General features: G+C 69.2%; 19 protein-coding genes and 1 pseudogene. 11 read left to right on the forward strand and 9 right to left on the reverse strand.

Annotated elements, in window-relative coordinates:
- Positions 1 to 62: 62 nt before the first annotated feature.
- Positions 63 to 743, reverse strand: a complete 681-nt coding sequence (locus tag ACGF15_RS03690; RefSeq protein WP_392796805.1) for a nucleoside/nucleotide kinase family protein — start codon at positions 741 to 743, stop codon at positions 63 to 65.
- A 52-nt stretch (positions 744 to 795) separates the two neighbouring features.
- Between ACGF15_RS03690 and ACGF15_RS03695 the strand changes: the two genes are divergently transcribed.
- Positions 796 to 1,185, forward strand: coding sequence for a VOC family protein (locus ACGF15_RS03695; RefSeq protein WP_345609854.1), 390 nt, complete (start codon positions 796 to 798; stop codon positions 1,183 to 1,185).
- A gap of 60 nt (positions 1,186 to 1,245) precedes the next feature.
- Here the strand turns inward: ACGF15_RS03695 and ACGF15_RS03700 are convergent, their stop codons facing one another.
- Positions 1,246 to 1,656: a Fur family transcriptional regulator gene (locus ACGF15_RS03700; protein WP_345609300.1), complete on the reverse strand. Its 411-nt coding sequence runs from the start codon at positions 1,654 to 1,656 to the stop codon at positions 1,246 to 1,248.
- Positions 1,657 to 2,017: 361 nt separating this feature from the next.
- Here ACGF15_RS03700 and katG point away from each other — a divergent pair, with 361 nt between their 5' ends.
- Together katG and ACGF15_RS03710 are read left to right on the forward strand one after the other, a co-directional pair.
- Positions 2,018 to 4,249 carry a catalase/peroxidase HPI gene (katG, locus tag ACGF15_RS03705; RefSeq protein ID WP_392796806.1) on the forward strand — a complete coding sequence of 744 codons (2,232 nt, stop codon included), beginning with the start codon at positions 2,018 to 2,020 and terminating at the stop codon, positions 4,247 to 4,249.
- 837 nt (positions 4,250 to 5,086) lie between these two features.
- Entirely contained in the window at positions 5,087 to 5,383 is a 297-nt protein-coding gene (locus ACGF15_RS03710) for a transposase domain-containing protein (RefSeq protein ID WP_362609232.1), read from the forward strand.
- A 154-nt stretch (positions 5,384 to 5,537) separates the two neighbouring features.
- Here the strand turns inward: ACGF15_RS03710 and ACGF15_RS03715 are convergent, their stop codons facing one another.
- Positions 5,538 to 6,293: a hypothetical protein gene (locus ACGF15_RS03715; RefSeq protein WP_362609235.1), complete on the reverse strand. Its 756-nt coding sequence runs from the start codon at positions 6,291 to 6,293 to the stop codon at positions 5,538 to 5,540.
- Between the two features lie 1,046 nt (positions 6,294 to 7,339).
- Here ACGF15_RS03715 and ACGF15_RS03720 point away from each other — a divergent pair.
- Positions 7,340 to 7,537 (forward strand): hypothetical protein, encoded by a 198-nt coding sequence (locus ACGF15_RS03720; protein WP_392796807.1) that lies wholly within the window; start codon positions 7,340 to 7,342, stop codon positions 7,535 to 7,537.
- Between the two features lie 159 nt (positions 7,538 to 7,696).
- On the opposite strand, the gene ACGF15_RS03725 is transcribed toward ACGF15_RS03720, so the two are convergent.
- The gene (locus ACGF15_RS03725) at positions 7,697 to 7,927 is read right to left on the reverse strand and encodes a hypothetical protein (protein ID WP_362609240.1); all 231 of its coding nucleotides are present in this window, start codon (positions 7,925 to 7,927) and stop codon (positions 7,697 to 7,699) included.
- Entirely contained in the window at positions 7,924 to 8,121 is a 198-nt protein-coding gene (locus tag ACGF15_RS03730; RefSeq protein WP_362609243.1) for a hypothetical protein, read from the reverse strand. Before ACGF15_RS03730 ends, ACGF15_RS03725 begins: the two co-directional genes overlap by 4 nt.
- Positions 8,122 to 8,276: 155 nt before the next feature.
- Between ACGF15_RS03730 and ACGF15_RS03735 the strand changes: the two genes are divergently transcribed.
- Positions 8,277 to 8,999 (forward strand): GntR family transcriptional regulator, encoded by a 723-nt coding sequence (locus ACGF15_RS03735; protein WP_043432614.1) that lies wholly within the window; start codon positions 8,277 to 8,279, stop codon positions 8,997 to 8,999.
- A gap of 70 nt (positions 9,000 to 9,069) precedes the next feature.
- On the opposite strand, the gene ACGF15_RS03740 is transcribed toward ACGF15_RS03735, so the two are convergent.
- A complete protein-coding gene (locus ACGF15_RS03740) occupies positions 9,070 to 9,591 on the reverse strand; it encodes a hypothetical protein (protein ID WP_392796895.1) in 522 nt (173 codons plus the stop codon).
- A 69-nt stretch (positions 9,592 to 9,660) separates the two neighbouring features.
- Here ACGF15_RS03740 and ACGF15_RS03745 point away from each other — a divergent pair, with 69 nt between their 5' ends.
- Positions 9,661 to 9,807, forward strand: a complete 147-nt coding sequence (locus ACGF15_RS03745; RefSeq protein WP_362609295.1) for a hypothetical protein — start codon at positions 9,661 to 9,663, stop codon at positions 9,805 to 9,807.
- Here the strand turns inward: ACGF15_RS03745 and ACGF15_RS03750 are convergent.
- Positions 9,774 to 9,938, reverse strand: a pseudogene (locus ACGF15_RS03750) (GntR family transcriptional regulator); the annotation flags it as partial. The gene ACGF15_RS03745 and the pseudogene ACGF15_RS03750 overlap by 34 nt on opposite strands.
- 209 nt (positions 9,939 to 10,147) lie before the next feature.
- Between ACGF15_RS03750 and ACGF15_RS03755 the strand changes: the two are divergent.
- From ACGF15_RS03755 to ACGF15_RS03775, 5 genes are all read left to right on the forward strand, one after another.
- The gene (locus ACGF15_RS03755) at positions 10,148 to 10,318 is read left to right on the forward strand and encodes a hypothetical protein (RefSeq protein ID WP_362609248.1); all 171 of its coding nucleotides are present in this window, start codon (positions 10,148 to 10,150) and stop codon (positions 10,316 to 10,318) included.
- On the forward strand, positions 10,318 to 11,646 hold the full coding sequence (locus ACGF15_RS03760) for an FtsK/SpoIIIE domain-containing protein (protein ID WP_362609250.1): 1,329 nt from the start codon (positions 10,318 to 10,320) through the stop codon (positions 11,644 to 11,646). Before ACGF15_RS03755 ends, ACGF15_RS03760 begins: the two co-directional genes overlap by 1 nt.
- 138 nt (positions 11,647 to 11,784) lie before the next feature.
- Positions 11,785 to 13,131, forward strand: a complete 1,347-nt coding sequence (locus ACGF15_RS03765; RefSeq protein WP_392796808.1) for a replication initiator — start codon at positions 11,785 to 11,787, stop codon at positions 13,129 to 13,131.
- Complete coding sequence (locus tag ACGF15_RS03770) at positions 13,124 to 13,306, forward strand: helix-turn-helix domain-containing protein (protein WP_362609254.1); 183 nt, start codon at positions 13,124 to 13,126, stop codon at positions 13,304 to 13,306. Before ACGF15_RS03765 ends, ACGF15_RS03770 begins: the two co-directional genes overlap by 8 nt.
- Positions 13,306 to 14,568, forward strand: coding sequence for a tyrosine-type recombinase/integrase (locus tag ACGF15_RS03775; protein WP_362609256.1), 1,263 nt, complete (start codon positions 13,306 to 13,308; stop codon positions 14,566 to 14,568). Before ACGF15_RS03770 ends, ACGF15_RS03775 begins: the two co-directional genes overlap by 1 nt.
- Before the next feature lie 71 nt (positions 14,569 to 14,639).
- Here the strand turns inward: ACGF15_RS03775 and ACGF15_RS03780 are convergent, their stop codons facing one another.
- Positions 14,640 to 15,194, reverse strand: a complete 555-nt coding sequence (locus ACGF15_RS03780; protein WP_362609259.1) for a hypothetical protein — start codon at positions 15,192 to 15,194, stop codon at positions 14,640 to 14,642.
- A gap of 3 nt (positions 15,195 to 15,197) precedes the next feature.
- Positions 15,198 to 23,171 carry a polymorphic toxin-type HINT domain-containing protein gene (locus ACGF15_RS03785; protein WP_392796809.1) on the reverse strand — a complete coding sequence of 2,658 codons (7,974 nt, stop codon included), beginning with the start codon at positions 23,169 to 23,171 and terminating at the stop codon, positions 15,198 to 15,200.
- Positions 23,172 to 23,566: the final 395 nt, after the last annotated feature.

A 23,566-nucleotide genomic window follows, 5' to 3' on the forward strand; every position in this document is an offset into this window, starting at 1 on the left:
GCGGTCGCGGGCGGGCTCCGCGGTACCGGGCGGGGCGGCGGGCCCGGGCGCGGTGCCCGGGCTCAGGCCCCGGTGTCCCCGGGGAGGGCCACGACCAGGTCGGCCCGGCTCCTGCCGCGGGCGACGAGGCGGGCGTTGGGCTCGTCGGTGTCGCGGACCCAGCGCTCGGCCCGGGCGCGCTCCTTGCCGAAGCGCACATGCCGCTCGACCAGCCGCCGCACGCGCAGCGCGCCCGGCGCCTCCAGGAACCACGCCTCGTCCAGGAGCGGGCGCACCCGCGCCCAGTGGCCCTCGTCGTGGAGGAGGTAGTTGCCCTCGGTGACCACCAGAGGCACATGTGGGGCTACGGGCACCGCCCCGGCCAGGGGTTCCTCGCCGAGCCGGTCGAAGAAGGGCGCGTAGACGGTCACTCCCGGCTCCGGGGTGCGCAGCCTGGCCAGCAGGGCGGCGTATCCGGCGGCGTCGAAGGTGTCCGGGGCCCCCTTGCGTCCGGCCCTGCCGAGGCGCCGGAGCTCCCTCCCGGCCAGGTGGAAGCCGTCCATCGGTACCAGCACGGCGTGCTGCGGGCCCAGTGCGGCGACGAGGCGGGCGGCGAGGGTGGACTTCCCGGCGCCCGGGGCCCCCGCGATGCCGAGCACCCGCCGCTCCCCGGGCCCGGCGAGCGCGCGGGCGCGCTCCAGCAGGCCGGCCGGGAGCCCGGTGCCGTCGGGGTGGTCGGGGACGGGCGCGGCGAAGGAGGGCATGGCGGTGATTGTCCCACGCGGATCATACGTATAACGTTCTGCCATGCCGTCTCTGCCCTCCCTCGCCCTGGTGACCCTGGTGGTCGCGGACTACGACGAGGCCATCGCCTTCTACACCGACGCCCTCGGGTTCCGCCTGGCCGAGGACGCCGACCGGGGCGGCGGCCGCCGCTGGGTGGTCGTGCGGCCCCCGGGAGCGGCGGAGGGCACCGGCCTGCTGCTGGCCCGCGCGGAGGGCGGGGCCCAGCGGGCGAGCATCGGCGCGCAGACCGGCGGCAGGGTCGGCTTCTTCCTGCACACCGACGACTTCGCGCGGGACCACGCCCGGATGACCGCGGCGGGCGTCGCCTTCCTGGAGGAGCCCCGTCACGAGCCCTACGGCACGGTCGCCGTCTTCGAGGACCTCTACGGCAACCGCTGGGACCTGCTGCAGCCGCGGTGAGGAGGCCGGCTCCCCGCGGCGGCGCCCGCCCGGGGGCGGCCGCCGCCGCTCCCCCGGAGGTCAGCCGCAGGACGGGCACAGCCCGCGGTAGACCACCTCGGCGCCGGACAGGGTGAAGCCGAAGCGCTGCCCGGCGGGGAGCCCGTCGAGCGGGTCCCCGGTGGGGCGGACGTCGCGGATGAGGCCGCAGCCCGTGCAGACCAGGTGCTGGTGCGGCCGGTGCGCGTTGGGGTCGTAGCGCTTGGCGCGGCCGTCGGCGGACAGCTCCGCGACCTCGCCGAGCAGGACCAGCTCCCCCAGGGTGTTGTAGACCGTCGCCCGGGAGATCTCCGGCAGCCTCAGGACCGCGCGGGCGTGCACCTCGTCCGCGGTGAGGTGCACATGCTCCCCGTCCAGGACCTCGGCGACGACGCGCCGCTGCGCGGTCACCCGCCACCCCCGCGCGCGCAGGCGCCTCAGCAGGTCGCTCACCGGTGTTCACCTCTTCCGGGCCGACGCGACACACACGTGTCACCAGGCCATGTCCGAGACCCGATCTGATGTACCTCAGGCGAGCTTCTTGACCTGGACAGAGTCCATCGTAGGATCGGATCCGGCGATGGCCAAGGGAGCAGGAGACTGCGGCACGGCAGGAGACGTGAGAGATGACAGGACCGCCCTCCGCGGGACCGGCACCCGTCCGCCCCTGAAGGCCGCCCCCGCCGCCCCTCCCCCGCCCCGACGGACGCCCAGCGCCCCCGGAGCGGGAACGGCGGACCGGGACCCGTTCCCCGGCTCTTCCACCGCCTGGCACTTGCGAGCCCCACGAACCGCACAGCCCGAGAGGAATCCCATGGCCGAGAACCCGGACGCGATCGTCACCGACCCGAAGACGGAGGAGGCGGGCGGCTGCCCGGTCGCGCACGGCCGCGCGCCGCACCCGACGCAGGGCGGTGGCAACCGGCAGTGGTGGTCGGAGCGGCTGAACCTGAAGATCCTCGCCAAGAACCCGGCCGTGGCCAACCCCCTCGGCGAGGACTTCGACTACGCCGAGGCCTTCGGGAACCTCGACCTCGCCGCCGTGAAGCGGGACATCGCCGAGGTGCTGACCACCTCGCAGGACTGGTGGCCGGCCGACTTCGGGCACTACGGCCCGCTGATGATCCGGATGGCCTGGCACAGCGCGGGCACCTACCGCATCAGCGACGGCCGCGGCGGCGCCGGGGCGGGCCAGCAGCGCTTCGCGCCCCTCAACAGCTGGCCGGACAACGGCAACCTGGACAAGGCCCGCCGCCTGCTGTGGCCGGTCAAGAAGAAGTACGGCCAGGCGATCTCCTGGGCCGACCTGCTGATCCTCACCGGCAACGTCGCCCTGGAGACGATGGGCTTCAAGACCTTCGGCTTCGCCGGCGGCCGCCCGGACGTCTGGGAGGCCGAGGAGGACGTCTACTGGGGCCCCGAGTCCACCTGGCTCGGCGACGAGCGCTACACCGGCGACCGCGAGCTGGAGAACCCGCTCGGCGCGGTCCAGATGGGCCTGATCTACGTCAACCCCGAGGGCCCCAACGGGAACCCGGACCCGATCGCGGCCGCCCGCGACATCCGCGAGACCTTCCGCCGGATGGCGATGAACGACGAGGAGACCGTCGCGCTGATCGCCGGCGGCCACACCTTCGGCAAGACCCACGGCGCCGGTCCGGCCGAGTCCGTGGGCGCGGACCCGGAGGCCGCCCCGATCGAGGAGCAGGGCCTGGGCTGGCGCAGCACCCACGGCACCGGCAAGGGCGGGGACGCCATCACCAGCGGTCTGGAGGGCATCTGGACCGACACCCCGACCGCCTGGGACAACAGCTTCTTCGACATCCTCTTCGGCTACGAGTGGGAGCTGTTCCAGAGCCCGGCCGGAGCCCACCAGTGGCGGCCGAAGGACGGTGCCGGCGCCGGCACCGTGCCGGACGCCCACGACCCGGCGAAGACCCACGCCCCGACGATGCTGACCACCGACCTGTCGCTGCGCTTCGACCCGGCCTACGAGCAGATCTCGCGGCGCTTCCACCAGAACCCGGACGAGTTCGCGGACGCCTTCGCCCGCGCCTGGTACAAGCTCACCCACCGCGACATGGGCCCGGTCGCCCGCTACCTGGGGCCGGAGGTGCCGAGTGAGGTGCTGCTGTGGCAGGACCCGCTGCCCGGGGCCGACTTCGCGCCGCTGACCGCCGAGGAGGCGGCCGACCTCAAGCGCCGGGTGCTGGAGTCGGACCTGACGGTCTCCCAGCTGGTCTCCACGGCCTGGGCCTCCGCCTCGTCCTTCCGCGGCAGCGACATGCGCGGCGGCGCCAACGGCGCCCGCATCCGCCTGGAGCCGCAGAGCGGCTGGGAGGTCAACGAGCCCGACAGCCTCGCCGTGGTGCTGCGCACCCTGGAGGGCATCCGGGAGTCCTTCAACTCCGCCGCCCCGGCCGGGCACGGGGTCTCGCTCGCCGACCTGATCGTCCTCGCGGGCGGCGCGGCGGTGGAGCAGGCGGCGAAGGACGCGGGCGTCACCGTGGAGGTGCCGTTCACCCCGGGCCGCACGGACGCCTCGCAGGAGCAGACGGACGTGGAGTCCTTCGCCGCGCTGGAGCCCTCCGCGGACGGCTTCCGCAACTACCTCGGCAAGGGCAACCGCCTGCCCGCCGAGTACCTGCTGGTCGACCGGGCCAACCTGCTGACCCTGAGCGCCCCGGAGATGACGGTCCTGGTCGGCGGTCTGCGCGTGCTGGGGGCGAACACCGGGGACTCGCAGCACGGCGTCCTGACCCGCACGCCGGGGCGGCTGACCAACGACTTCTTCGTCAACCTGCTCGACCTGGGCACGACGTGGCGGCCGGTGGCCGAGGACGCGGGCACCTTCGAGGGCGTCGACGCCGCCACGGGCGAGGTCCGCTGGACCGGCACCCGCGCCGACCTGGTCTTCGGCTCCAACGCGGAGCTGCGGGCACTGGCCGAGGTGTACGCGAGCGACGACGCCCGCCGCAAGTTCGTGGACGACTTCGTCGCCGCGTGGGCCAAGGTGATGGACCTGGACCGCTTCGACGTCGCCTGATCCCTTCCCCGTCCCCGGCCCGGCTGTTCCTGAGCCGGGTCGGGGGTGGTTGACGGGATCCCGCCCGGTCGTCGCGACCGGGCGGGATCCCGTTGTTTGCGGGGAGGCCGGAAGGGCTGGGCGCTACGGGAGTTCTGCGACTGGCTGACCATCGTCAAGCTCCCGCTCTACGCAGCCCTGGCCCGGCAGGGCCGCCACCAGGAAGTCCTCCACCCGCCGCGAAGACCAGCTCTCCGCGATCACCGACGAACTGGACCGGATCAGGAAGGCCCGAGCCGCCGACGCGACAAAGGCCCGGGACAAGGCGGCCAAGGCCGGCAAGCGCCCGGCCAAGCCGAACGACGCCGTCCACCGCAAGGCCGAGTGCGCGCTTCGCGACCACCTCACGCTCGGACGCTGGCTCAAGCAGCACCCGGCCACCCGACGCCTGCCCATCGACCGGGCCAAGGTCACCGCCGAGACCAAGCTCGACGGAGGTACCTGCTGGCGACCTCCGACCCGGAGCTGTCCGCCGAGGACGTCGCGCTCGGCTACAAGAACCTTCTGGAAGCCGAACGCGCGTTCCGCACGGGTTCATGGCCACTCCCAGAGCGGTGGCCAAATTTCAGTGGGTTCTAGAGTTCCCTTGCCAGGGACACGACCGCACGCACCGCTTCGTCGACGCTACGGAACTCGCACTTGCTCCGGAGCGGAGGACAACCAGACGGCGAAGAACTCTTCATCGGCGACTTGCCGAATCAGGATCTCCTCCGCCTGAACGTCCTGATGATCTTTCGACAACCTCAAGGTCAACACCAGTGCGTTAAGCCTGTGACCTGCGGTGCAACCCCGGGGTGAATGAGGAACGGGACCCCTGATAGATCGTCTTGCGACCAAGTTCGAAAGTCGTCGGGAGTCTCGTTGCAGGAGCAGTCTGTCATCACGTCGTCCGTGGGGAGGGCTTCGGGGGTCCACGCGCCGGGGCATCTGGGCGAGCTGTCCCAGGTCGTGGATTTCGACCTTGTGGATGCCGTTCTCGCCGAGACCGGAGCTCGGGAGAAGCGGGTACGGCTGCTTCTATGTCCAGGATGGCCTGGCCGAGGGCGACGAGACCCCGGGCGCGGTCTCCTACACGACGTTCTGGTCCAACTGTGACGAGATCATCAACCCGGACGTCAGCGTCCCGCTCGCGGGCGCGACGAACGTCCTGGCGGTGTCCCTGGAACACAACGGCTTCCTCGGCGACGACGCGGTATCCCAAGGGGTACGGGACTTCGTGGGATGAGCCAGCCGAGTCCGAGCGTGCCCACTAGAACGGCGGCTCGTCAACTGATCCCCGTTTGTCGTGCGAATTGTGATCCTTCCCGTGCCCGTCGGAGGGGAGTGAATCGCTAGAGGGTTCCATCAACATGCGCCCTTGCCCCCAAGACGCCAACACCTCGGAGGCCACACTTCTATGCCGTTCGCTGGAGCTTTGCGCTAGAACGTTCTCCAGCAAAGGAGTCAACCTCCTGCGGTGCATCGCCAATTCCGGGGACTCCAGAAATCGAGCGGCCGCAACAAGAGCCGCCTCAACTACTCTCGGATCAGAGTCATCAAAGTAGAAGGCGACGCCCGGAAAAGCTTCCGGGTAAACACTCCTGATGTTCAGGAAATCGGGAAATGGCTCGGTCGGCGAATATTCCCCCCACTCTCGAATGCGCTGCTCCTGCTCAATGCTGACATCGAAGGCCACATCGGCCAGCCATGAAAGGAGCTTGCCTCGGAGTGGGAATTTTTCCCCATCCCATGAAGGAGTGAGTGCGGCTCGACTTTCGCGGTCGCCCAAAAGTGCGGCGACATACCTGAAAGCCGGCGCGGTAGCAGAGTAGACGACTCCGTCGTTGAGGAGAGCGTCATACAGGTGATTGAGCGAACTCGTTACTTTGGAAAAGTCACCCGACGCCAAGTCGCGCAGCTTGGTCGGAGAGACCGGGAAGGCCGGCCCGTCGGCATTCTCGAGCTCAGCCCAGTCGGTGAGATCGATGATCGCGCATGGATTCAACTTATCGCCGTTCATGTCCATAAGGCCAGCATAGTGGCCTACAGGAAAGCAGCCAAGGCGCGGCAACTGAGCCGCGCCTTGGCGAATGCATCAGAAGGGTACCTCACTGAAAACTTGCCCGCGCTGAGATCGAACCGCTAGCGATGAGTTCCCCGGCAACATTCCGCCCACGTTTGGCGCGCAGAAACCGCATGGCCCGCCAGGCTTTGAAACCATCAGTCGGCCAGTCAAACCCCCGGATCCCGACTGCTTGGCCAGAATCCTCATGATAGTGGCCGCCTGAACCTCGACATGCGAGCCAAAGAACTTACCGCCGCCGGGGCTCGCCGCAGCAGGAATCTGACCCATGTTGGCTCTGATCAACGGATGGAGCCGATCGGAAGCCAGGTCAAACTCTCCGTGCCCCTGAACCCAGAGGTACCCGCCGGTAGCAACGTCCGGCCTGCTGGAATATGCAGCATTCTCCGATGCTCTGGCATGCGCCCGTTCGTCCGCAGTGGAGCAGTTGTGAACGAGTGCTGAGGTTCCGCCTGCCACCACATAGTACGTGTGCTCGCCGGGCGGCCGTCACCTGCATTTTCGCTGGTCAGCGAATTCCGGCCGGTCCGTAGGTGTGCGTGGAAGTGCCGTGCTGTGCGCCCCTGTTGCCGTCGGCGTTGCCGTCAGACGGCTGCGCGCGTGAGGGCGGCGGAGTGGGCTTTGGCCGGTGTCCTGCCCGGGTTGGGGTCGGGCATGGTCAGGGGGCCGTACGCTGGCCCGGCAACTCGGGCAGGTCGTGATCCTGCCCGGAATTTGAACGAGTGGCCCCCTGGCCTTGCCCGACGCGGGCCCCTGCCCGGGGAGGTGGGTAAAGCCCACGGAGCCGACCGGCCCCACCTCCGGGCCTTCGCCCCGGCCAACTCCCTGCCGTTGCCTCGCCGTCGGCCCGGCGCTCGCCGTGCGGGCACGTCCGGCTTCCTCCGCGCTTCCTGTCGTCCGCTGCGCTGTTTCTGCGGGGCCTGCGTCCGGCCGGACCGCCACCGCGGCCGGGCATCGAGCCGGTGCGGGTGCAGCGGCGGATCAGTGCTGTGGGCACGATCATGGTCTGCCGGCAGGTCGTCTCCCTCGGCCGGACGTACGCAGGCCAGACGGTGACCGTGCACGTGTCGGACACGACGATCACCGTCGACCTGGACGGCCAGGTCCGGGTCATCCGGCGCACGACCGACATTCCCGTCCGCCACGTCAAGGCGAACAAGCCCCACAAGGTTTCCGATGTTGTCTAGGCCCACCGTCAAGCATCAGCTGGGACCAGAACGTCAAACATCACCTGGGACTAGACACCCGGCGGAACGCCCTGGCTGTCGGTTGAGCGTTCGGCTGGGCTGCTGGCCTGGTGCAATGGCCTGCGGAGTGTGAGGCCTGTGCTGGTTGCCGGTGGGGCTCTACTCTGCGCGCGTGACCTTGGCGTGGTCGGTGACGACTCGTCTGAACAGGTCGTGGCCCGTGCGTCCGGTATGGCGAAGCGCCCAGTCCTGCACGGCTTCCTGTTCGTCGCGAGGACCGGATTCGGCGTCGCAGCCGACGGTGACGCAGAACGCCTCGTAGGTGATGCCGCCTTCGGGCGCGTGGCGGATGGTGTGAGCGATGTGCCGGTAGACGGCGCGGGGGCTCACTGGTGCCCCTCGGGGTGGCGTCGCATATAGACGTTGCAGTCGGTCACGGTGGTCATGTCTCCGACCATGCGGGCCCGGTCACGTACGTTGGCCAGTTCGGCACAGCCCGCGCAGCCCTCGACGGGCGTCGGCTCCGGTTCCAGACGCAAGGGGAGTTCCACCGGCGGGGTCGAGTACCTGGTCGGCTCCGTCATGCACATCGCCACCTCTCGAACGTCACATGGCCGACCTCTTGACAGGTCGGTGCTCTAGTTCAGTATTCGAGTGGCCGAAGCACTCCCGCTACGGTTCGCAGTGCACTAGTGTGCCCTCACTGACATCACGTCAACTCAACGGAGGGGCACGCCTTATGCCCAGTCCCAAGACGTTCACGAAGATCGCGGATCACTTCCGGGAGCGCATCCTGTCGGGAGAGCTTGAGCCTGGCGCCAAGCTGCCGACCAACCGGGAGATCGCCGGCCAGTGGCAGGCCGCGGCCGCCACCGTCTCCCGCGCCCTGCAGGCTCTCCAGGTGGAGAACTTCATCCGCACCACCCCCAGGGGAACCTACGTCGCCGATGACCCTCGCTGGACGCTGTCGGCGCGGGACCGGCTGGCCCGGGTCCAGCGGGTGAAGTCGTTCCTGGCCGAGGGTGAGACGAGCCGGGTGACGGCAGCCGAGCTGATCATCCCGCCGCTGTACGTGGCGGAGATCTTCGACCTGGAGCCCGGGGATCAGGTGGTGCGGCGCGAGTGGCTGGCCGGACGGGGCAAGACCCGGACCGTGTTCGCCGTCACCTGGTACCCGGCCCCGTTCGCCGCCCTCGTACCCGACCTGCTGAACACCGCCCCGGGCCGCAATCACGGACTGTCCGCCCGGGTCCTGGAAGCCACCGGGCGCACGATCACCCACGCCCGCGACGACATGCACGCCCGCCCCGCCGACGCCCGAGAGGCGAGCGCACTGGGACTGCCGGTCGGCTCCCCGATCCTGGCCGGCGCCCACCGCTGGTCGGACGCGGAAGGAATCATCGAGTACGGGGAATGGTGCCTGCCGCCCCGGTTCACCATCGGCTACGAGTACCAGCCCTGACCGATCAACGCGAAGCGTCCCCGAAAGCCAACCTGCGACCTTCGGGGACGCTGCCGTTCACGTACTCGCCTCAGTTGGTGTCGCGGCCTTCGAGACGTTCGACGCGCTCCTCCAGCTCCTCGATGCGCTCCAGGGCGCGTTCCAGCTTGTAGGCGAGATCCGCTACTCCGGCCGCCGCCGGGAACTCGTTCGGCGGGGCAGCCGACGCTTCGTCCGGCTCGTCCACCGGCTGCACCGTGACCGGTACCTCTGTGCCGAACTCGCCCCCCACGACGACGTACGCCATCGAGCCGTTGCGCTGGTGGGCCTTCTTCATCCTGCCTTCCAGGGTGAGGAAGGTCAGGGCCTGGTCGGCGGATTCCGGGTCGCCGCCGATCGTGTCGACCACCTCGTCCACGGTGACCGTGGCGCCCCTGGCCAGTGATCCGTCTCTGATCTTGCGGACCAGGCGGCCGTGGGTGAGCTGGGTGGCGAAGCCGTGGTCGTCCCAGTCGCGTACGTAGACCTCGTCGCCGGGCAGTTCACCGAGGTAACGCAGGAGGAAGTTACCGGCCAGCAGGGCGATGGCATTGGTGACCACGTTGAGCGGCACCGCATAGTGCTCCGCCAGGACCTCGCGGGCCGGGAGCCGGGAGCCAGAGTGCCGGAGTAGATCTGCTGTGTGAGATCGCCGGCGACCTTCTCGAAGGCGTCCTCGAAGTCGGCCGAGCGCGTGACGAATGTGCCGCGCCCCTGGCGGGCGATGACCCAGCCCTCGTTCCTGAGCAGCCGGATCGCCTTCTGCACGGTCAGGCTCGACGCCTTGTAGGTCTGCATGAGCTGGCTCTGGGTCGGCAGGAGCTGGCCGGGCCGCAGTTCGCCGTCCCGGATCTGCTGCCGGAGGTCGTCCGCGATGGGCTCGAACGTCAAGCGCGCTTCGTCAGCAGCAGCCATGTCCATCCCCGGTCCCAGTCCGATTCCACCCGCCGCGGGCCGCTCGCTGCCTGTCGCGTTTCACCAGTTCAGCGGCCTCACGGGGTCAGGGTAGCCGCCGTATGGATGGACCACCCCACGAACGGATGGAACTCGATAGGGATGGACTTTGGATGGAATGAATGTGGGGTTGCGGCACGCGATCACCCATACGGGTGACTTGCACCCCTTCCGAAGTGATCACCGTCAAGGTCCCGGAGCCGGGCCTGGGCAAGGGCCTGAAGGTCGGTCTGCCCGTCGTCTTCACCGGCCTGGTCGCCTCGGCCTGGGAGAACGAGATCAACGGCAAGGACCGCCACGGCATCTCCCTGCGCGCCGACGCCGTCACCGTCAAGGCAGGCGCCTGATGCCCGACAACCGCCTTGGGCTCGCGCTCCTGGCCGTGGTCGTCCTCGGCGGTCTCGGGCTGCTGGGCTGGGCCGGGTACTGCTTCGCCCGCTGGTACCGGTCCGATGCCGAGACCCGGGTCAGTCTGCGGCAGGCGCGGCGGATGCGGTGGGGTTGGAAGCGGCTCGCCCCGATGCTCGGCCTGGCGGTCAAGGACGCCACCCCGACCGTGCTCCAGCAGTACGCCCCACAGGAACAACCACCGAAGCCGCGCGTGCTGGTCCCGCGCCTGCGCACCCGCGCCGACGCCTTCGGCATCACCGTCACCGTCGATGCCCTGCCGCAGGTCGGGCTCAGCGCCTGGCAGGACGCCAGCGAGGGCCTGTGCGACGCCTGGGGCATGCGCCGCATCCGGATCAGCCAGCCCAAGCCCGGAATGATCGTCGCGCGCGGCTTCCGGCGCGAGCCGCTGGAAGCGGTGATCCGCTCACCACTCCTCGGCCCGGACGGCTCCCCGGTCTGCCGACCGGGGCAGTTCGTCTCCACCGATGACATGCTGCTCGGCTGGGACGAAGACGGCACCCCCATCGTGCTCAACCTCGCCTACTCCGCCCACGCACTCGTCGCCGGCCTCACCCGCTCCGGCAAATCGATCACCGTCGACACCCTGCTCGCACACGCCTCGCTCATGCGGGACGTGCGGCTGATCGTGATCGACCCCAACCTCGGTGCGGTCGCGCCCTGGTGGCGTACCGCCTACAAGGTCTCCGACGCCGTCCACCCCGACGAGCCGACCGAGATCCTGCGCTGGGTCCGCGAGGAGATGCAGCGCCGGGAACGGCTGTTCTGGTCCGGTCGCACCGACCGCATCACCGCATTCAGCCCCGAGCTGCCGCTGCTGCTCGTGGTGATCGACGAGGTGGCGAACTACACCCGCCACCCCGACCGCAAGGCCCGCGAACGCTTCGAGGCCGAGCTGCTGGCCATCGCCAGCCAGGGCGCCAAGTTCGGCATACGGCTGTGGCTCCTCACCCAGAAACCCTCCGCCGACGTGCTCACCACCGCCGTACGCACCAACCTGTCCGCCCGGATCTGCCACCGCGTCGACACCGTCGAGGACTTCCTGCACCTCTTCCCCGACGGCCGGGAACTCGACATCACCGCCGCCGACCGCACCATGCCCCAGGGCGTCTCCATCGCCTCCGTCGGCGACATGCGCACCCCCGTCCGGCTGCGCTCGGTCTGCTTGCCCACCGAAGCCTGCTGGCAGATCAACGACCTGATGTGCGCCGAAGGGCTCAAGGTCCGCGAGCTGCCCGACCGCGTCGACCTGGACAAGGCCGCGTGACCGCCGCCTCCTGGTCCCGCTTCGCAGTGATCCCCGGCAAGGGCGTGTAGTCGCCAAACCCTCGCCCCTGCCGGGGCCTCCCTCCCATACCCGTTCACGGCACACGCGTGTGCCGCAGTGCAGAGAGGTCCCGCCAGCATGCCACCGCACGACCCGACCACCACAATCCCCAGCCCCGAACCCGCCACGGCCGCGTTGCCCACGTTCACCGGTTACCGGAACCTGCTCGGCCTGGTACGGCAGCTGTCCTCCCTGGGTGGCTGCGCCCAACCGATCCGGCTCGAAGGCCAGCGCACCGAGATCGACGCCTTCACCGGCGAGATCCTGCGCGAACTGAAATCCAAGGAACTGCCCGCCGGACAGCTCCTGGTCCGCTGCGGCAACCGCCGCACCACCCGCTGCCCCTCCTGCGCCGAGCTCTACCGCCAGGACACCTACCACCTCATCGCCGCCGGCCTGCGCGGCGGCAGGAACATCCCCGAACAGGTCGCCACCCACCCCCGCGTCTTCGCCACCCTCACCACACCGTCGTACGGACCCGTGCACGGGCGACGCGTGGGCGGCTCCGTCCGCTGCCGTTGCGGACGCACCCACACCAAGGGCGACCCGCTTCCAGGCACCCCGCTCGACCCCGAGCGGTACGACTACACCGGCGCCGTGCTGTGGAACACCCACGCCCCGGCCCTGTGGGCCCGCTTCATGCTCCACCTGCGCCGCACCATCGCCGCCGCAGCTGGTGTCCCGCAACGCCTGCTCTCCAAGGTCGTCCGGGTCTCGTACGCCAAGGTCGCCGAGTACCAGCAGCGCGGGCTGATCCACTTCCACGCCGTCATCCGGCTCGACGGCCCCGCAGGCCCCTACACCCCGCCGCCCACCTGGGCCACACCCGACCTGCTGGCCGATGCCATTCGGATCTCGGCCACCCGTGCCCGCATCGACGGGCCGGAGATCAACGGCCGCGCCCGCTCCTTTGTCTTCGGCGAGCAGATCGACACCAGGGTCATCCGGTCCACGGCCTTCCAGGGCGGGACCACGATCACCGAGGGCAAGGTCGCGGGATACGTCGCCAAGTACGCCACCAAGGGCACCGAAGCCGCCACCGGCACCCTCGACCACCGGCTGAAGAGGATCACCGACCTCTGGTTCGAGTCGGTACCCGAGCACGCCGCCCGCATGATCCGCACCGCCTGGGCCCTCGGCGCCCGCGACGACCTCAAGCACCTGAACCTGCGCAAGTGGGCCCACATGCTCGGCTTCCGCGGCCACTTCTCCACCAAGACCCGCGCCTACTCCACCACCCTCAGCGCCCTCCGGGCCGCCCGAGCCGCCTGGCAACGCGGCCACACCCCTCCGCCCTCCCCGACCACCCTCGTCATCGCCCACTGGGCCTACGACGGCACCGGCCTCACCCCCGACCTCGAACGCCTCGCCGCACTCATCCACGGCGGCCCAACGCGCGAACAGGAGGTAGCGACTCGTGCGTGACGACGAACTCCTCACCGTCCCCGAGGCGATGGCCCGCCTCAAGATCGGCCGCTCCGCCCTCTACGACCTCCTGCGCACCCGCCGCCTGGCCTCGCTGACCACCGGCCGCGCCCGCCGCATCCCCGCCCACGCCCTCACTGACTACGTCCAGCGCCACCTGGAAGAGGCTTCCTAATGACCGCCCCCAAGCGCAAGAAGGCCCGCGCCAACGGCGAAGGCACCATCTACCAACGCAAGGACGGCCGCTGGGAAGCCGCCGGCTACGTCCTCGCCGCCAACGGCAGACGAAAGCGTGTCCGTGTCTACGGCACCACCCGCAAGAACGCGGCTGACAAGCTCGCCGAGAAGATCGCCGACAGCAACCGCGGGCTGCCGATCGCCACCGCTGACAGCACGCTCGGTGACCACCTGACGTACTGGCTCGGCAGTGTCGCGGTCCACCAGCTCCGCGAGAACACCCACACCCGCTACGCCGCCTGCGTCCGCCTCCACCTCGTCCCCAGCCTCGGCACCCAGAAGATCGCACGTCTCACCGCCAAGGACGTCCGCACCTTCCTCGACCGGCTCCGCACCACCTGTCAGTGCTGCGCCCAAGGGCTGGACACCGAAAGGAAGGCATGCTGCGCCGTCGGCGAGTGCTGCCAGAAGCAGCTGTCCCCTTCGACGGTGACGTACGTGCACTCGGTCCTCAAGTCCGCCCTGGAGCACGCCGTCCGCGAGGACGAGCTGCCCCGCAACGTCGCCCGCAACGTCAAGACCACCACACCCAGGCCCAGGCGCTTCCGGCCCCTCACTGCGGCCGAGGCCCGTCAGTTCCTCAACGCTGCCCGCGCCGACCGGCTCCACGCCCTGTACGAACTCGCCCTCCGCACCGGACTCCGCAAGGGCGAACTCCTCGGCCTCCACTGGGAAGACCTCGACCTCGCCACCGGAACGGCCAGCATCCGCCGCTCGCTCCAGCGCACCCGCACCGGCGGCCTCACCCACCTACCCACCAAAACCCGGGCGTCCGAACGCCGTATCGCGCTCCCGACCGAATGCGTCCACTCTCTCAAGGAGCACAGGGAACGGCACGACAAGGAGCGCGAAACGGCAGGACCGGACTGGAGAGACAGCGGCCTCGTCTTCACTACCCCGACCGGCGGACCTCTCGACCCTGCCAACCTCACCCGCCGCTTCCGCAGCCTCCTCGACCGGGCCGGACTCCGGCGCATCCGCTTCCACGACCTCCGCCACTCGACCGCAACCCTGCTCCTGGAACAGGGCGTCGACCTCGTCGTGATCAAGGAACTCCTCGGCCACGCCCACATCGGCGTCACCGCCGGCGTCTACGCCCACGTACGGCTCCGCCTCCAACGCCAGGCCATCGATGCCCTCGGCACCACCCTCAACCCGACCAACAACGGCAACGACGATCCACCCGCCGCCGTCCGCTGACGTTGCCGTCACGGTTGCCGTCAATCGTTCGAAGAAGCCCCACCAGGCAACACTGGTGGGGCTCTTCGTCTTCATATCCCGAGCGATGTCTGACCGTTCCAGACTTGCGACGGAAGCAGAATCGGTCCGACGGCAGCGCGGGCGCCTGCTGAATAGGCAAGCCACCTCACGTCCTCGCACTGAAAAACCGGCTCAGAACGCGAGTAAAGCCAGATCTGTACGACATTCCCCCCGGCTGCCGTCAAATCCCACCACAACCATTGACGCTTTCCCGGCTCGAAACTCCAGAGCCAATCCTGAACCTCCCAGGGCTCCTCTCCGCGATGCTCGACGTATCGACGTTGACCTTCGATTGATTCGGGCACCTCGGCCAAGTCATCCACTTCACATTCACCTGCAGATGAAAACCAGCCGGGGACATTTGATTCGGGAAGCTCGTCGGATTCAAATTCTCCCCGAATAGCCAGCTGCACGCCCGCAACCAAGGCGGACCTCACGCGCCTCGCGTACGCACCGGGGTTCCCAGCCACCTCCACCACGAAGGATGCCAGCAGTGCCGGAGCGTCAGATACGTCGGCCCGCGCACTCAAGCGCTGCGCCTCCTCATGGAACGACCATCGATCCACGTCTCACCCTCCCCCGGGGAGTATTCGACCAGACCCCGGCACTATCTGCCTGAGCAACTCGTCAAACATCGATGATGGTATTCCGAAGAGATCCGTCTGCCGACGGTCATCAATCTGCGGACGCCCAGAAGAGAATATTTTCCAATTCCTTCTACTCATACCAGGAGGTCGCCTCTGATCGATAGCGGAAGCTCGAATGGAGTCAACGTACGACGTTGGCACATCAAACGCGACAATGTGCCCACTTGATCCACGGTACGTCTGCGAATGGCTAATATCACCGCTCATGTTGAGATGAAGCATCCCGTCTCCACTGATCGAGACATTCCCATCGTCAACCGAAAGGCGCATGCTTTCGGGGTGCTCCTGGTACCGATAAACCGTCGTGGTGCAGTTATGAACGAGGACCGGCGCATCCCCCGCCACCACATAGTACGTGTGGGCGTCGGAGACGGTCAGGTTGTGGACCGTGGCGCCGGGGCTGGTCCAGCGCTTGACCGCCGCGATCTGGACGTACGTGCCCGCGCTGGTGCGCAGCCACTGGCCCGGCTTGAGGTCGGTGGCGTCGATCCACTTGCCGAGTTCGGGGACCCAGAAGGGGTGGCCGTCGGTCGCGGTGACCTCGGCGGTGGCCTCGCCGGCCGGGCCGTCGGTGTCGATCGTGACCTTGACGAGGTGCTTGAGGCCTTCGCCCTTGATCTCGGCCGTGACGGTCTCGATGCGGGTCTCGCCCGTCTTCTCGTCGGTCGCGATGACCTTGTCGCCGCCCTTGACCTGGTCGATCGGCTTGGTGGTGCCGTCGGCCATCAGGACCTTCGTGCCCGGCAGGAAGCTGTTGTTGAGGCAGGAGCCGCCGCCGCTGGTGCCGCCGTTCGAGCGGGAGGAGGCTCCGGTGGAACCGCCGTTGCTCGAGCTTCCGCTGGAGGACTTCGCTTTGCCGGCGCCCGAGGACTTGGCGGCCGAGGAGCGTGGTGCGGCGGATGCCTGGGATGACTTCTGCTTGCTGTTGCCGGTTTTGCGCGCGGCTTGGGAGGCGCGGTTGCTGGTGGTCTGCTTCTTCTGGGCTGCTGCCTTCTTCTTGGCCTGGGCTGCCTTCTTGCGGGCCGCCTCGCGCTTCTGCTTCTCCTTCTTGGCCTTGTCGATGGCCGCGTTGGCCCTGTCGATGAGCCTCTTGGCCCGCTCCTTGGCCTTGCGCCAGGCGCTGACCGCGGAGAAGACCTTCTTGACCGCCGAGTAGATCTTCTTGGTCAGGGAGAGGACCTTGTACCAGGGGACGAGGTCCAGGACGACCTCGGCGCAGGACCAGATGGAGCCGCCGATGCAGCTCATGATCGCGTCGATGCCGAGGAAGTCCCGCAGGATCGATCCGGCCGCCGAGGCGACGACGGAGCTCATCGAACGGTTGAGGTCGCCCTTGGCCGCGGCGACCATCGCCGAGGAGAGTCCGGCGCCTTGCAGGGCGAGGTCGATCTCCTTCCGGGAGAGGGAGACGGACAGGCCGGTCGGGTCGCTGTAGGTGACGGGGTTGTTGTGGGCGTAGGCGTAGCCGCCGCGCTGCATCGGGTCGGCCAGGTCCAGGACCGGGTCGGCGGACAGGAAGCGTCCGACAGACGGGTCGTACAAGCGCGCACCGAGCATGGTGTAGCCGGTGTCGTCGTCGCGGGAGGCACCCAGGAAGCCCTGGTGGGTCTGCAACCGCTGCGCCGTCGTGCCGGCGGAGCGCTCGCCGCCGAACGGGTCGGTCTTGCGGATGCGGGTCTCCATGCCCGACTCAAGCGCCACCTCGGTGTAGGGATTGCCCTGGTGGTCGTAGGTGATCGCGGCGAGACGTGAGGAACCCGCGCTGTGACTGCCATACGCCGAGCGCAGGATGCTGCCGCCCGGCACCGCATAGGTGCGCTGGACGTCGACCATCGCGCCGCCGGCCTTGACCGACAGTTCGGCCTCGCCGAGGTGCAGGGTGGCCTGGTCGCCTCGCAGAGTCAGCAGTCGTGCGCCGCCGGGTGCGTAGATGTAGCGGGACTCGGCCTGTGCGGTGAAGGACTGGGCTCCGGAGGACGCGGCGCATGCGTCCAGCACCAGATCGGTGCCCGCCGCGGTCGAACCGTCCTTGACCGCCAGGCAGAGCCCCGAGGCGGCGTGCTCGAAGTGGCCTGCGCCGTCGCGTACGAGCTTCTGGTCCGCCGTACCCGCGCACGGGCGGATGCCGATCACCGCGCCGGCTGTCGTTCCGGTCGAGGTGGCGCACCAGTCCCCCAGCACCCGCAGACTGCCGGTGTCGGGGTCGGCGGTCGGGTCGTCGGGCACGAAGCTGAACTTCTGTGCCGGGGTGTTGTTGCACGGGTAGATCTGCAGCGGCTGGTCGTTCTTCGCCCAGCCGGTCTGCAGGTCGAGGCAGGCGCCGGAGGGCGTCACGTAGGCGGTCTTGCCGTTCGTGCCCTGTCCGGAGACCGTCTCCGGGAGACCGTCGTACGTCCAGGTCAGGGTCTGGGCGTCACCGGTGTCGCCGGTGACCTGTGCCGTGTTGCCCGCCTTGTCGTAGATGCGCTGCAGGGTCTGCCTGACCTGGGCGCCGGATTCGGTGGTGTACTCGCGCACCAGCGAGGTCAGCGCATGCGGTCCGGCCTCACCCGCGCCGTAGCCGTAGGTGGTCCTCGTGTCCTTGGCCGTGTCACCCGTCAGGTCGTGCTCGACCATCGAGGTGCGTTCCGCGGACAGACCGGCGTAGGCGTAGTCGGTCCAGTAGCCCGAGCCGTCCTCACCCTTCGCCACGTCGGCGGCGGCGGTCGCGCCGCCCGCCTTGCAGGCGGTCTGGTCGGCGGAGGTCCAGGCCTCGCCCAGGCGGCCGACCGGGTCGTAGCGGAAGCACTGGCGTTCGCGGATGCCCGCGGCGCCCTGCCGGACGGAGGTGACGTTCCCCGCGGCGTCGTAGGTGTAGGACGTGTCCGAGACCTTGTTGCCGGTGGCCGCGCCGGTCTCACCGGCCTCCTCGCGCCAGGTCTGCATGCTGGTCAGTTCACCGGAGGCCTCGTGGAAGGAGGCGGTGGACCAGACCCGGTAGGGGTTGTCGCCCAGGGTGGAGCGCAGGACCTGCCCGTAGGGGGAGTAGAGGGTCTGGGACCCGTACCAGTCGTGTCCGGAGACGGTCTCGGCCAGGCCCTCCTCGTTGTAGCGGGTGATGACCTCCTCGGCGGGCAGCGTGCCCACCTGCGGCAGCCGGGTGGAGTGCGGCAGACCGGTGTCGGTGTAGGTCTGGGTGTACGTGTAGCGGTGGGCCAGGCCGTACTGGTCGGCCAGGTCCTCGGGCAGTGCGGTGGACGTGACCGTGGGCTGGTAGGCGCTGGTGTAGGCGCTGATCATCGTCTGCGCCGCGTTCCCGGTGTCGGTGTAGCGCAGCGCCGTGTACGGCATACCGATGCCGCCGCCGGCCTGGTCGTAGGAGTAGGCGCCGAGCAGCTTGCCCACCGAGGAGTTCTCACGGGTCAGGGTCGGCCGGGACAGGATGTCATAGCCGGTCCACACCGTCTTGCCGCGCGCGTCGGTGGTGGTGAGCGGGCGGTTGAGGTTGTCGTAGGTGGTCTTGGTGGTGCCGGTGTCCGGGTCGGTCGCCTCGGTGACGCGGCCGATGGTGTCGTACTTCCACGTCCAGGCGGTGCCGTCGTCCTGCTGCGCCTTGGCCAGCTGACCCCGGGAGTCGTAGGTGAAGCGGACCGACTCGAAGGCGGTGCGGGTGGGGTCGGTGAAGGTGTCGACACGGCTGGTGCGGCCCAGCGCGTCGCTCCAGGTCCGGTAGGAGGCGGTGCCGGCCGGGTTGATGACCGTGGAGTGGTCCAGCCCGTAGGTGTACGCGGTGCGCCGGTCGGTGGCGTCGACCCCGCCGAGGACCGGGGTTTCGGTCAGGACGCGGCCCATGCCGTCGTAGGTGTAGCGGGTCGCGTTCGGCACGGCGCCCGCGGTCTCGGGGAAGAACAGGACCGGCTCGGGCTCACCCTCGGTGAGGTAGGCGTTGTTGGTCTTCCACACCTCACCCGACGCGTTGTACAGGGTGTCGGTGATCAGGCGGCCTTCGCCGGTGGCCGGTTCCTGGGTCTGGCGTACCCGGCCCAGCCCGTCGTACAGGGTGACCGTGGTCTCCACCCGGTCCTCGTGACCGCGGGTGCGGGAGATGACGGCGGCCGGCTCACCGGCCTTGAGCCGGTATTCGACCTGCATGTCGGGAAGCTGATGGGTGGCCGGGTCGCGGCCGGGGCCCCAGGCCTGCACCAGGCGGCCGAGTTCGTCGTAGACGGCCCTGCTGGTGTGGCCGTTGGGGTCCTTGGTGGTCAGGGTGGTGCCGCGGCCCGGCTCGACGGTCTCCACCGAGGTGTGGCCGAGTTCGTTGGTCTCGGTCACCTTCAGCGGCATGCCGACGGCGGGTTCGTAGGTGGTGGTGGCCGATTCGGTCTGCCCGGGCTGGGTGGTCTTCACGGTGCGGCCCAGCGCGTCGTAGCCGGTGGTGCCGCCCGAGGTGAAGCCGGAGCCGTCACCCTTGAGCGTCCATATCTCGGTCGGCAGGCCTCGCGTGGGCGCGGCCCCGTAGGCGCCGCCGTCGTAGGCGACCCGAGAGGCACCGGTCAGCGAGGTGAGCGTCCCGAAGGCAGCGGCCTCGCAGGTGGTCGGTGAGACGAGGATCTGCTTGGTCAGGCCGATGTGGTGCTTGGCGGTGTTGGCGACGTACTCGGTGCGGCTGCAGGACTCGTCGCCGCTCTTGGCGGTGTCACCGAGCATCTCCACCTGAGTGGGCAGGCCGTCGGCGTTGTAGCTGGTGGTGGAGGCGAGGACGCGCATGGTGCTCGGGTCGTCGCCACTGCCCGAGGACCTGGTCCAGGACTGGTCGCCGGTCTCGACCACGCGCCAGGCGATCAGGTCCTTCAGGCCGTCGCCCAGTGCGCGGCGCGCCAGTTCGGTGGCGGCGAGCCTGCTGATGCTGCGGCTGATCCAGCCCGTGGCCGCATCCGCGGTGGCGGAGGGGTAGTCGACCTGTTCGGCGATACGGCCGGCGAACGCCTCGTGGTCGGGGCCGATATCGCCGCCCGCTACGTCCTTGACCGTGACATGGGTGCCGAGGCCGCGGTAGAAGCGGACCATGGACTTCGAGCGCGTGGCCGAGGTCGCCGTGTCATCGGCGCCGGCGATCGTGGTGACGGTGTCGAACCCGGCGAACTTCGCCCAGGTCCGCGACGACTTCTTGGAGAACTCCGACTCCGCCAGCTGCCAGGCCGGCGTGCCGTACTCGTACGCCGTGGCGGTGGCCGTCGCGCCGGAAACGGCGGGAAGCTCCTCGACCTGGGTGACGACGTACTTGTGGAACCAGTCGACCTCGTCGTCGACCGACGGGTCAGGATGCCAGGCCACCGGATAGCACAGGCCCTTGTTCGACGTCTGCGCGGGCAGGCCCTCGCCGTTCGCACAGGCACCGGACGGCTTCGAGTAGGTGATGACGCTCTCGCCGCCGTACTCGTTGACGACCCGGCCGATGCGCTGGCGCGCGAAACCGGGACGCGGGTCGTCGGCGCCGCGCAGCACCCGGTTGGGCATGTACGCGGGTGAGGCCTCGAACCTGACCGGGGGCAGCGACTGGTACTCGCCGCCCGCGACGCCGCCCCGGCCGTAGCCGGTGCGCTGGATCGACTCAAGCCACAGGGCGGTGTTGGCACCGGTCGTCATCGTCGGGAACGACTGCTTGAGCTGGTACACGTCCACCGTGGCGCGAGCGGAGCCGGCGGTGCGCTGCGCACTGGTGGAGATCTTGTCCAGCCGCTTGCGGGTGAAGAACGACGGGGCGGCGTTCCAGCAGTCACCGGTCGTCTTGCACTGCAGCGACACCGGGGTGTCGTACCAGATCCGGTAGTCGCCCGGGTCCTTGGAGGTGAAGTTGGCCTCCGTGCAGGCCAATGAGCCCTCGGCGAAGCAGCGCTCCTCCATCGAGAACCAGACCCTGGCCGGCGCCTCGCTGGTGAAGATCGCGTCCGAGCGCAGGCCGTAGTCGATGCGGCGCAGCCAGCCGCCGCGCTCGTAGCTGACGGGCTTCTTGAACTGCCAGTTCTTCGCGTAGCGGTTGGTCTCCGCCTGCCACCACAGCGTCATCGCGTTGCCGGAGGGGTCCACGACGTAGTCGAGGTTCCACTGCCAGCCCTTCTCGCAGAACGAGCCCGCGAAGTCGCCTGCCTTGTAGCAGGGTTCGCCCGGGTGATTGCCGGCCACCGGCACGGTGAACACCGAGCCGGTCTCCGCCTTGCCCTCGCTCCAGCCGGGCAGCCGGTTGAGGCCGAAGAAGTACTGCACACCGTCGCGGGTGGTGACCTTCCAGTACTCGCCGTCCGCATCCCCGTTGCCCAGGGTGGTGTTCTTGAGCAGCTCCACCTTCGAGCCGTCACCGGAGGAGGTGGTCCAGCCCTTGCCCGCTTCCCACACCAGGCTGACCGTCTGGCCGCCCAGCGTCATGGTGGCGTTGTTCGAGCCGTAGCACAGGTCGTGCGTGGGGTGGTTGGCGTTGTTGCCGCCGGACTTGCTCTTGGCGTCCTGCTTGCAGTTCACATAGCGGCGGCTGATCGACCCGGGCTGGTAGTCCCAGCCGTCGCCGATCCACGAGGCCTGGTTGTTCTCCGCACTCGTACGCCCGTCCACCGTCTGCGACGAATACGACAGGCTGACCTTCGGCATCAGACCGCCCGGAACCTCCGGCGTCTGGATGTCATACGCGTACGTGAACGCGCCCGAGGAGGATCCCGCCGCCCAGTTGCCCGAGGACGACAGTGGTGCGGCGGTGAAGTCGCCGCTACCCGATGCCCCCATGTCCAGGGCACCGAGCACTCCGGCCGAAGATCCCGCCAGCGGCTCGGCCGTCCTGGCCAAGGCGAACGAGGCGGGCTTCATGCCACCCGACGTCGACGCGCCGGACTCCGGGGAGTCATCACCTTCCGGGCCGGAGGATCCGTCGGCCTTCTCCGGTTCCCGAGGTGTCGTGGAAGGCGATGGTTCAGCGGAGGAAGAGGGCTTCGCGGCCTTCTCCTCATTCTTCGGCCCGACCCTCTTCGGCTCCTCCTTGTCCAGCGCGGCGGACCGCCCGGAGGCCGACTGCCCGGTGGCGTCGGTGAGCATCGCGACCGGCACCACACCGGTCAGTCGCCGCTTGTGCTCCCTGGCGCCCTTCTGCGTGGTCCGCGCCGCCTTCGCCGGCCGGTCGACCTCCACGCTCGACGGCAGCTCGACGAGCTGCGCGGCGGGGTCCTCCTCGTCGGCGGACAGCGTCTGGGTGGACAGGCCCCCGGCGGGGCAGTCCAGGGTGGAGGTGTCGGGCAGCGAGCAGCCCTCCAGCAGGGTGAGCCGGAACCGGTCCGCGGCCTGGGTCCCGAACAGGTCGGCGAACTCGGTGTGATCCACCTCGACGGCCACCGAGGCGGCCGGATCCACCCCGGCCGGCGGGGTCACCGACATCAGCATGCCCGGCACGTTCGCCTGTGTGGAGGCGTCCACCGAGGCGAGGTCGACCTGCCACGTTCCCGCCAGAGCCACGGGATCCTGCCCCTCGGGCACACCCAGGCGGACCGGCGTCGTCCCCACCGGCACGGACTGCCCTTCGGCCACGCCGGTCAGATCCGCGGTCTGATCGGCTGCCGCCTGCCACGGCGTCACATGCGCGGGGACGTACTCCTCGACCGGCACATCGGCCGGACGCGACAGGGACGTCGGCTCATCGGCGTCGAGGTCGACGACGGACGCCTTGTCCGGCTCGGGCAGGTCCACGTTCGCGTTCGACGTGCGGTCCATGTCCGGGCCGGGCAACGCCACGGCCGAACCGGTCAGAGAGGTGACGGTCAGCACCGACGACAGCAGCACCACCAGCGCCGTACGCCGTCGGCGACGGCTCTCGCGCACCGAGGCCGCAGCGGCCAGCCGCCCCCGCCCGGACCAGGCCAGCCCCACCCGACGACGCATCTCACAACTCCCCACCCCACGCCCTGTCCGGGCGCGCCGGCGAACACCGACAGAACCGGTACGCACATGTCATGTGCGTACCGAGCACGGGAGTCTTCACCAGACCTGCGCAGGAAGCACAGGTGACGCACAGTCATCGATCACAATGAGGGCACAGTTACCGTCGGCATATTCGATGATCTATGCGCTGCAAGATCATCGTGGCGGTCATAGACGGCCATTCGCCAGATCACGGGCATAGCAAGCACCGACACAACGGCACGAGGGCTCCAAGTGCGCATATCCGGCGCGACTTTGAGTGAGCAAGGCTCGATGGTCACGAGTTGATTGCAGGTGCAAGGCTCGACAAACACGCCCGTCTGCAGGCAACTTGTGCGGGCCCGCGCCCAGAGGCG

The sequence above is a fragment of the Streptomyces sp. NPDC048001 genome (assembly GCF_043203115.1).
Taxonomy (GTDB): domain Bacteria; phylum Actinomycetota; class Actinomycetes; order Streptomycetales; family Streptomycetaceae; genus Streptomyces; species Streptomyces sanyensis.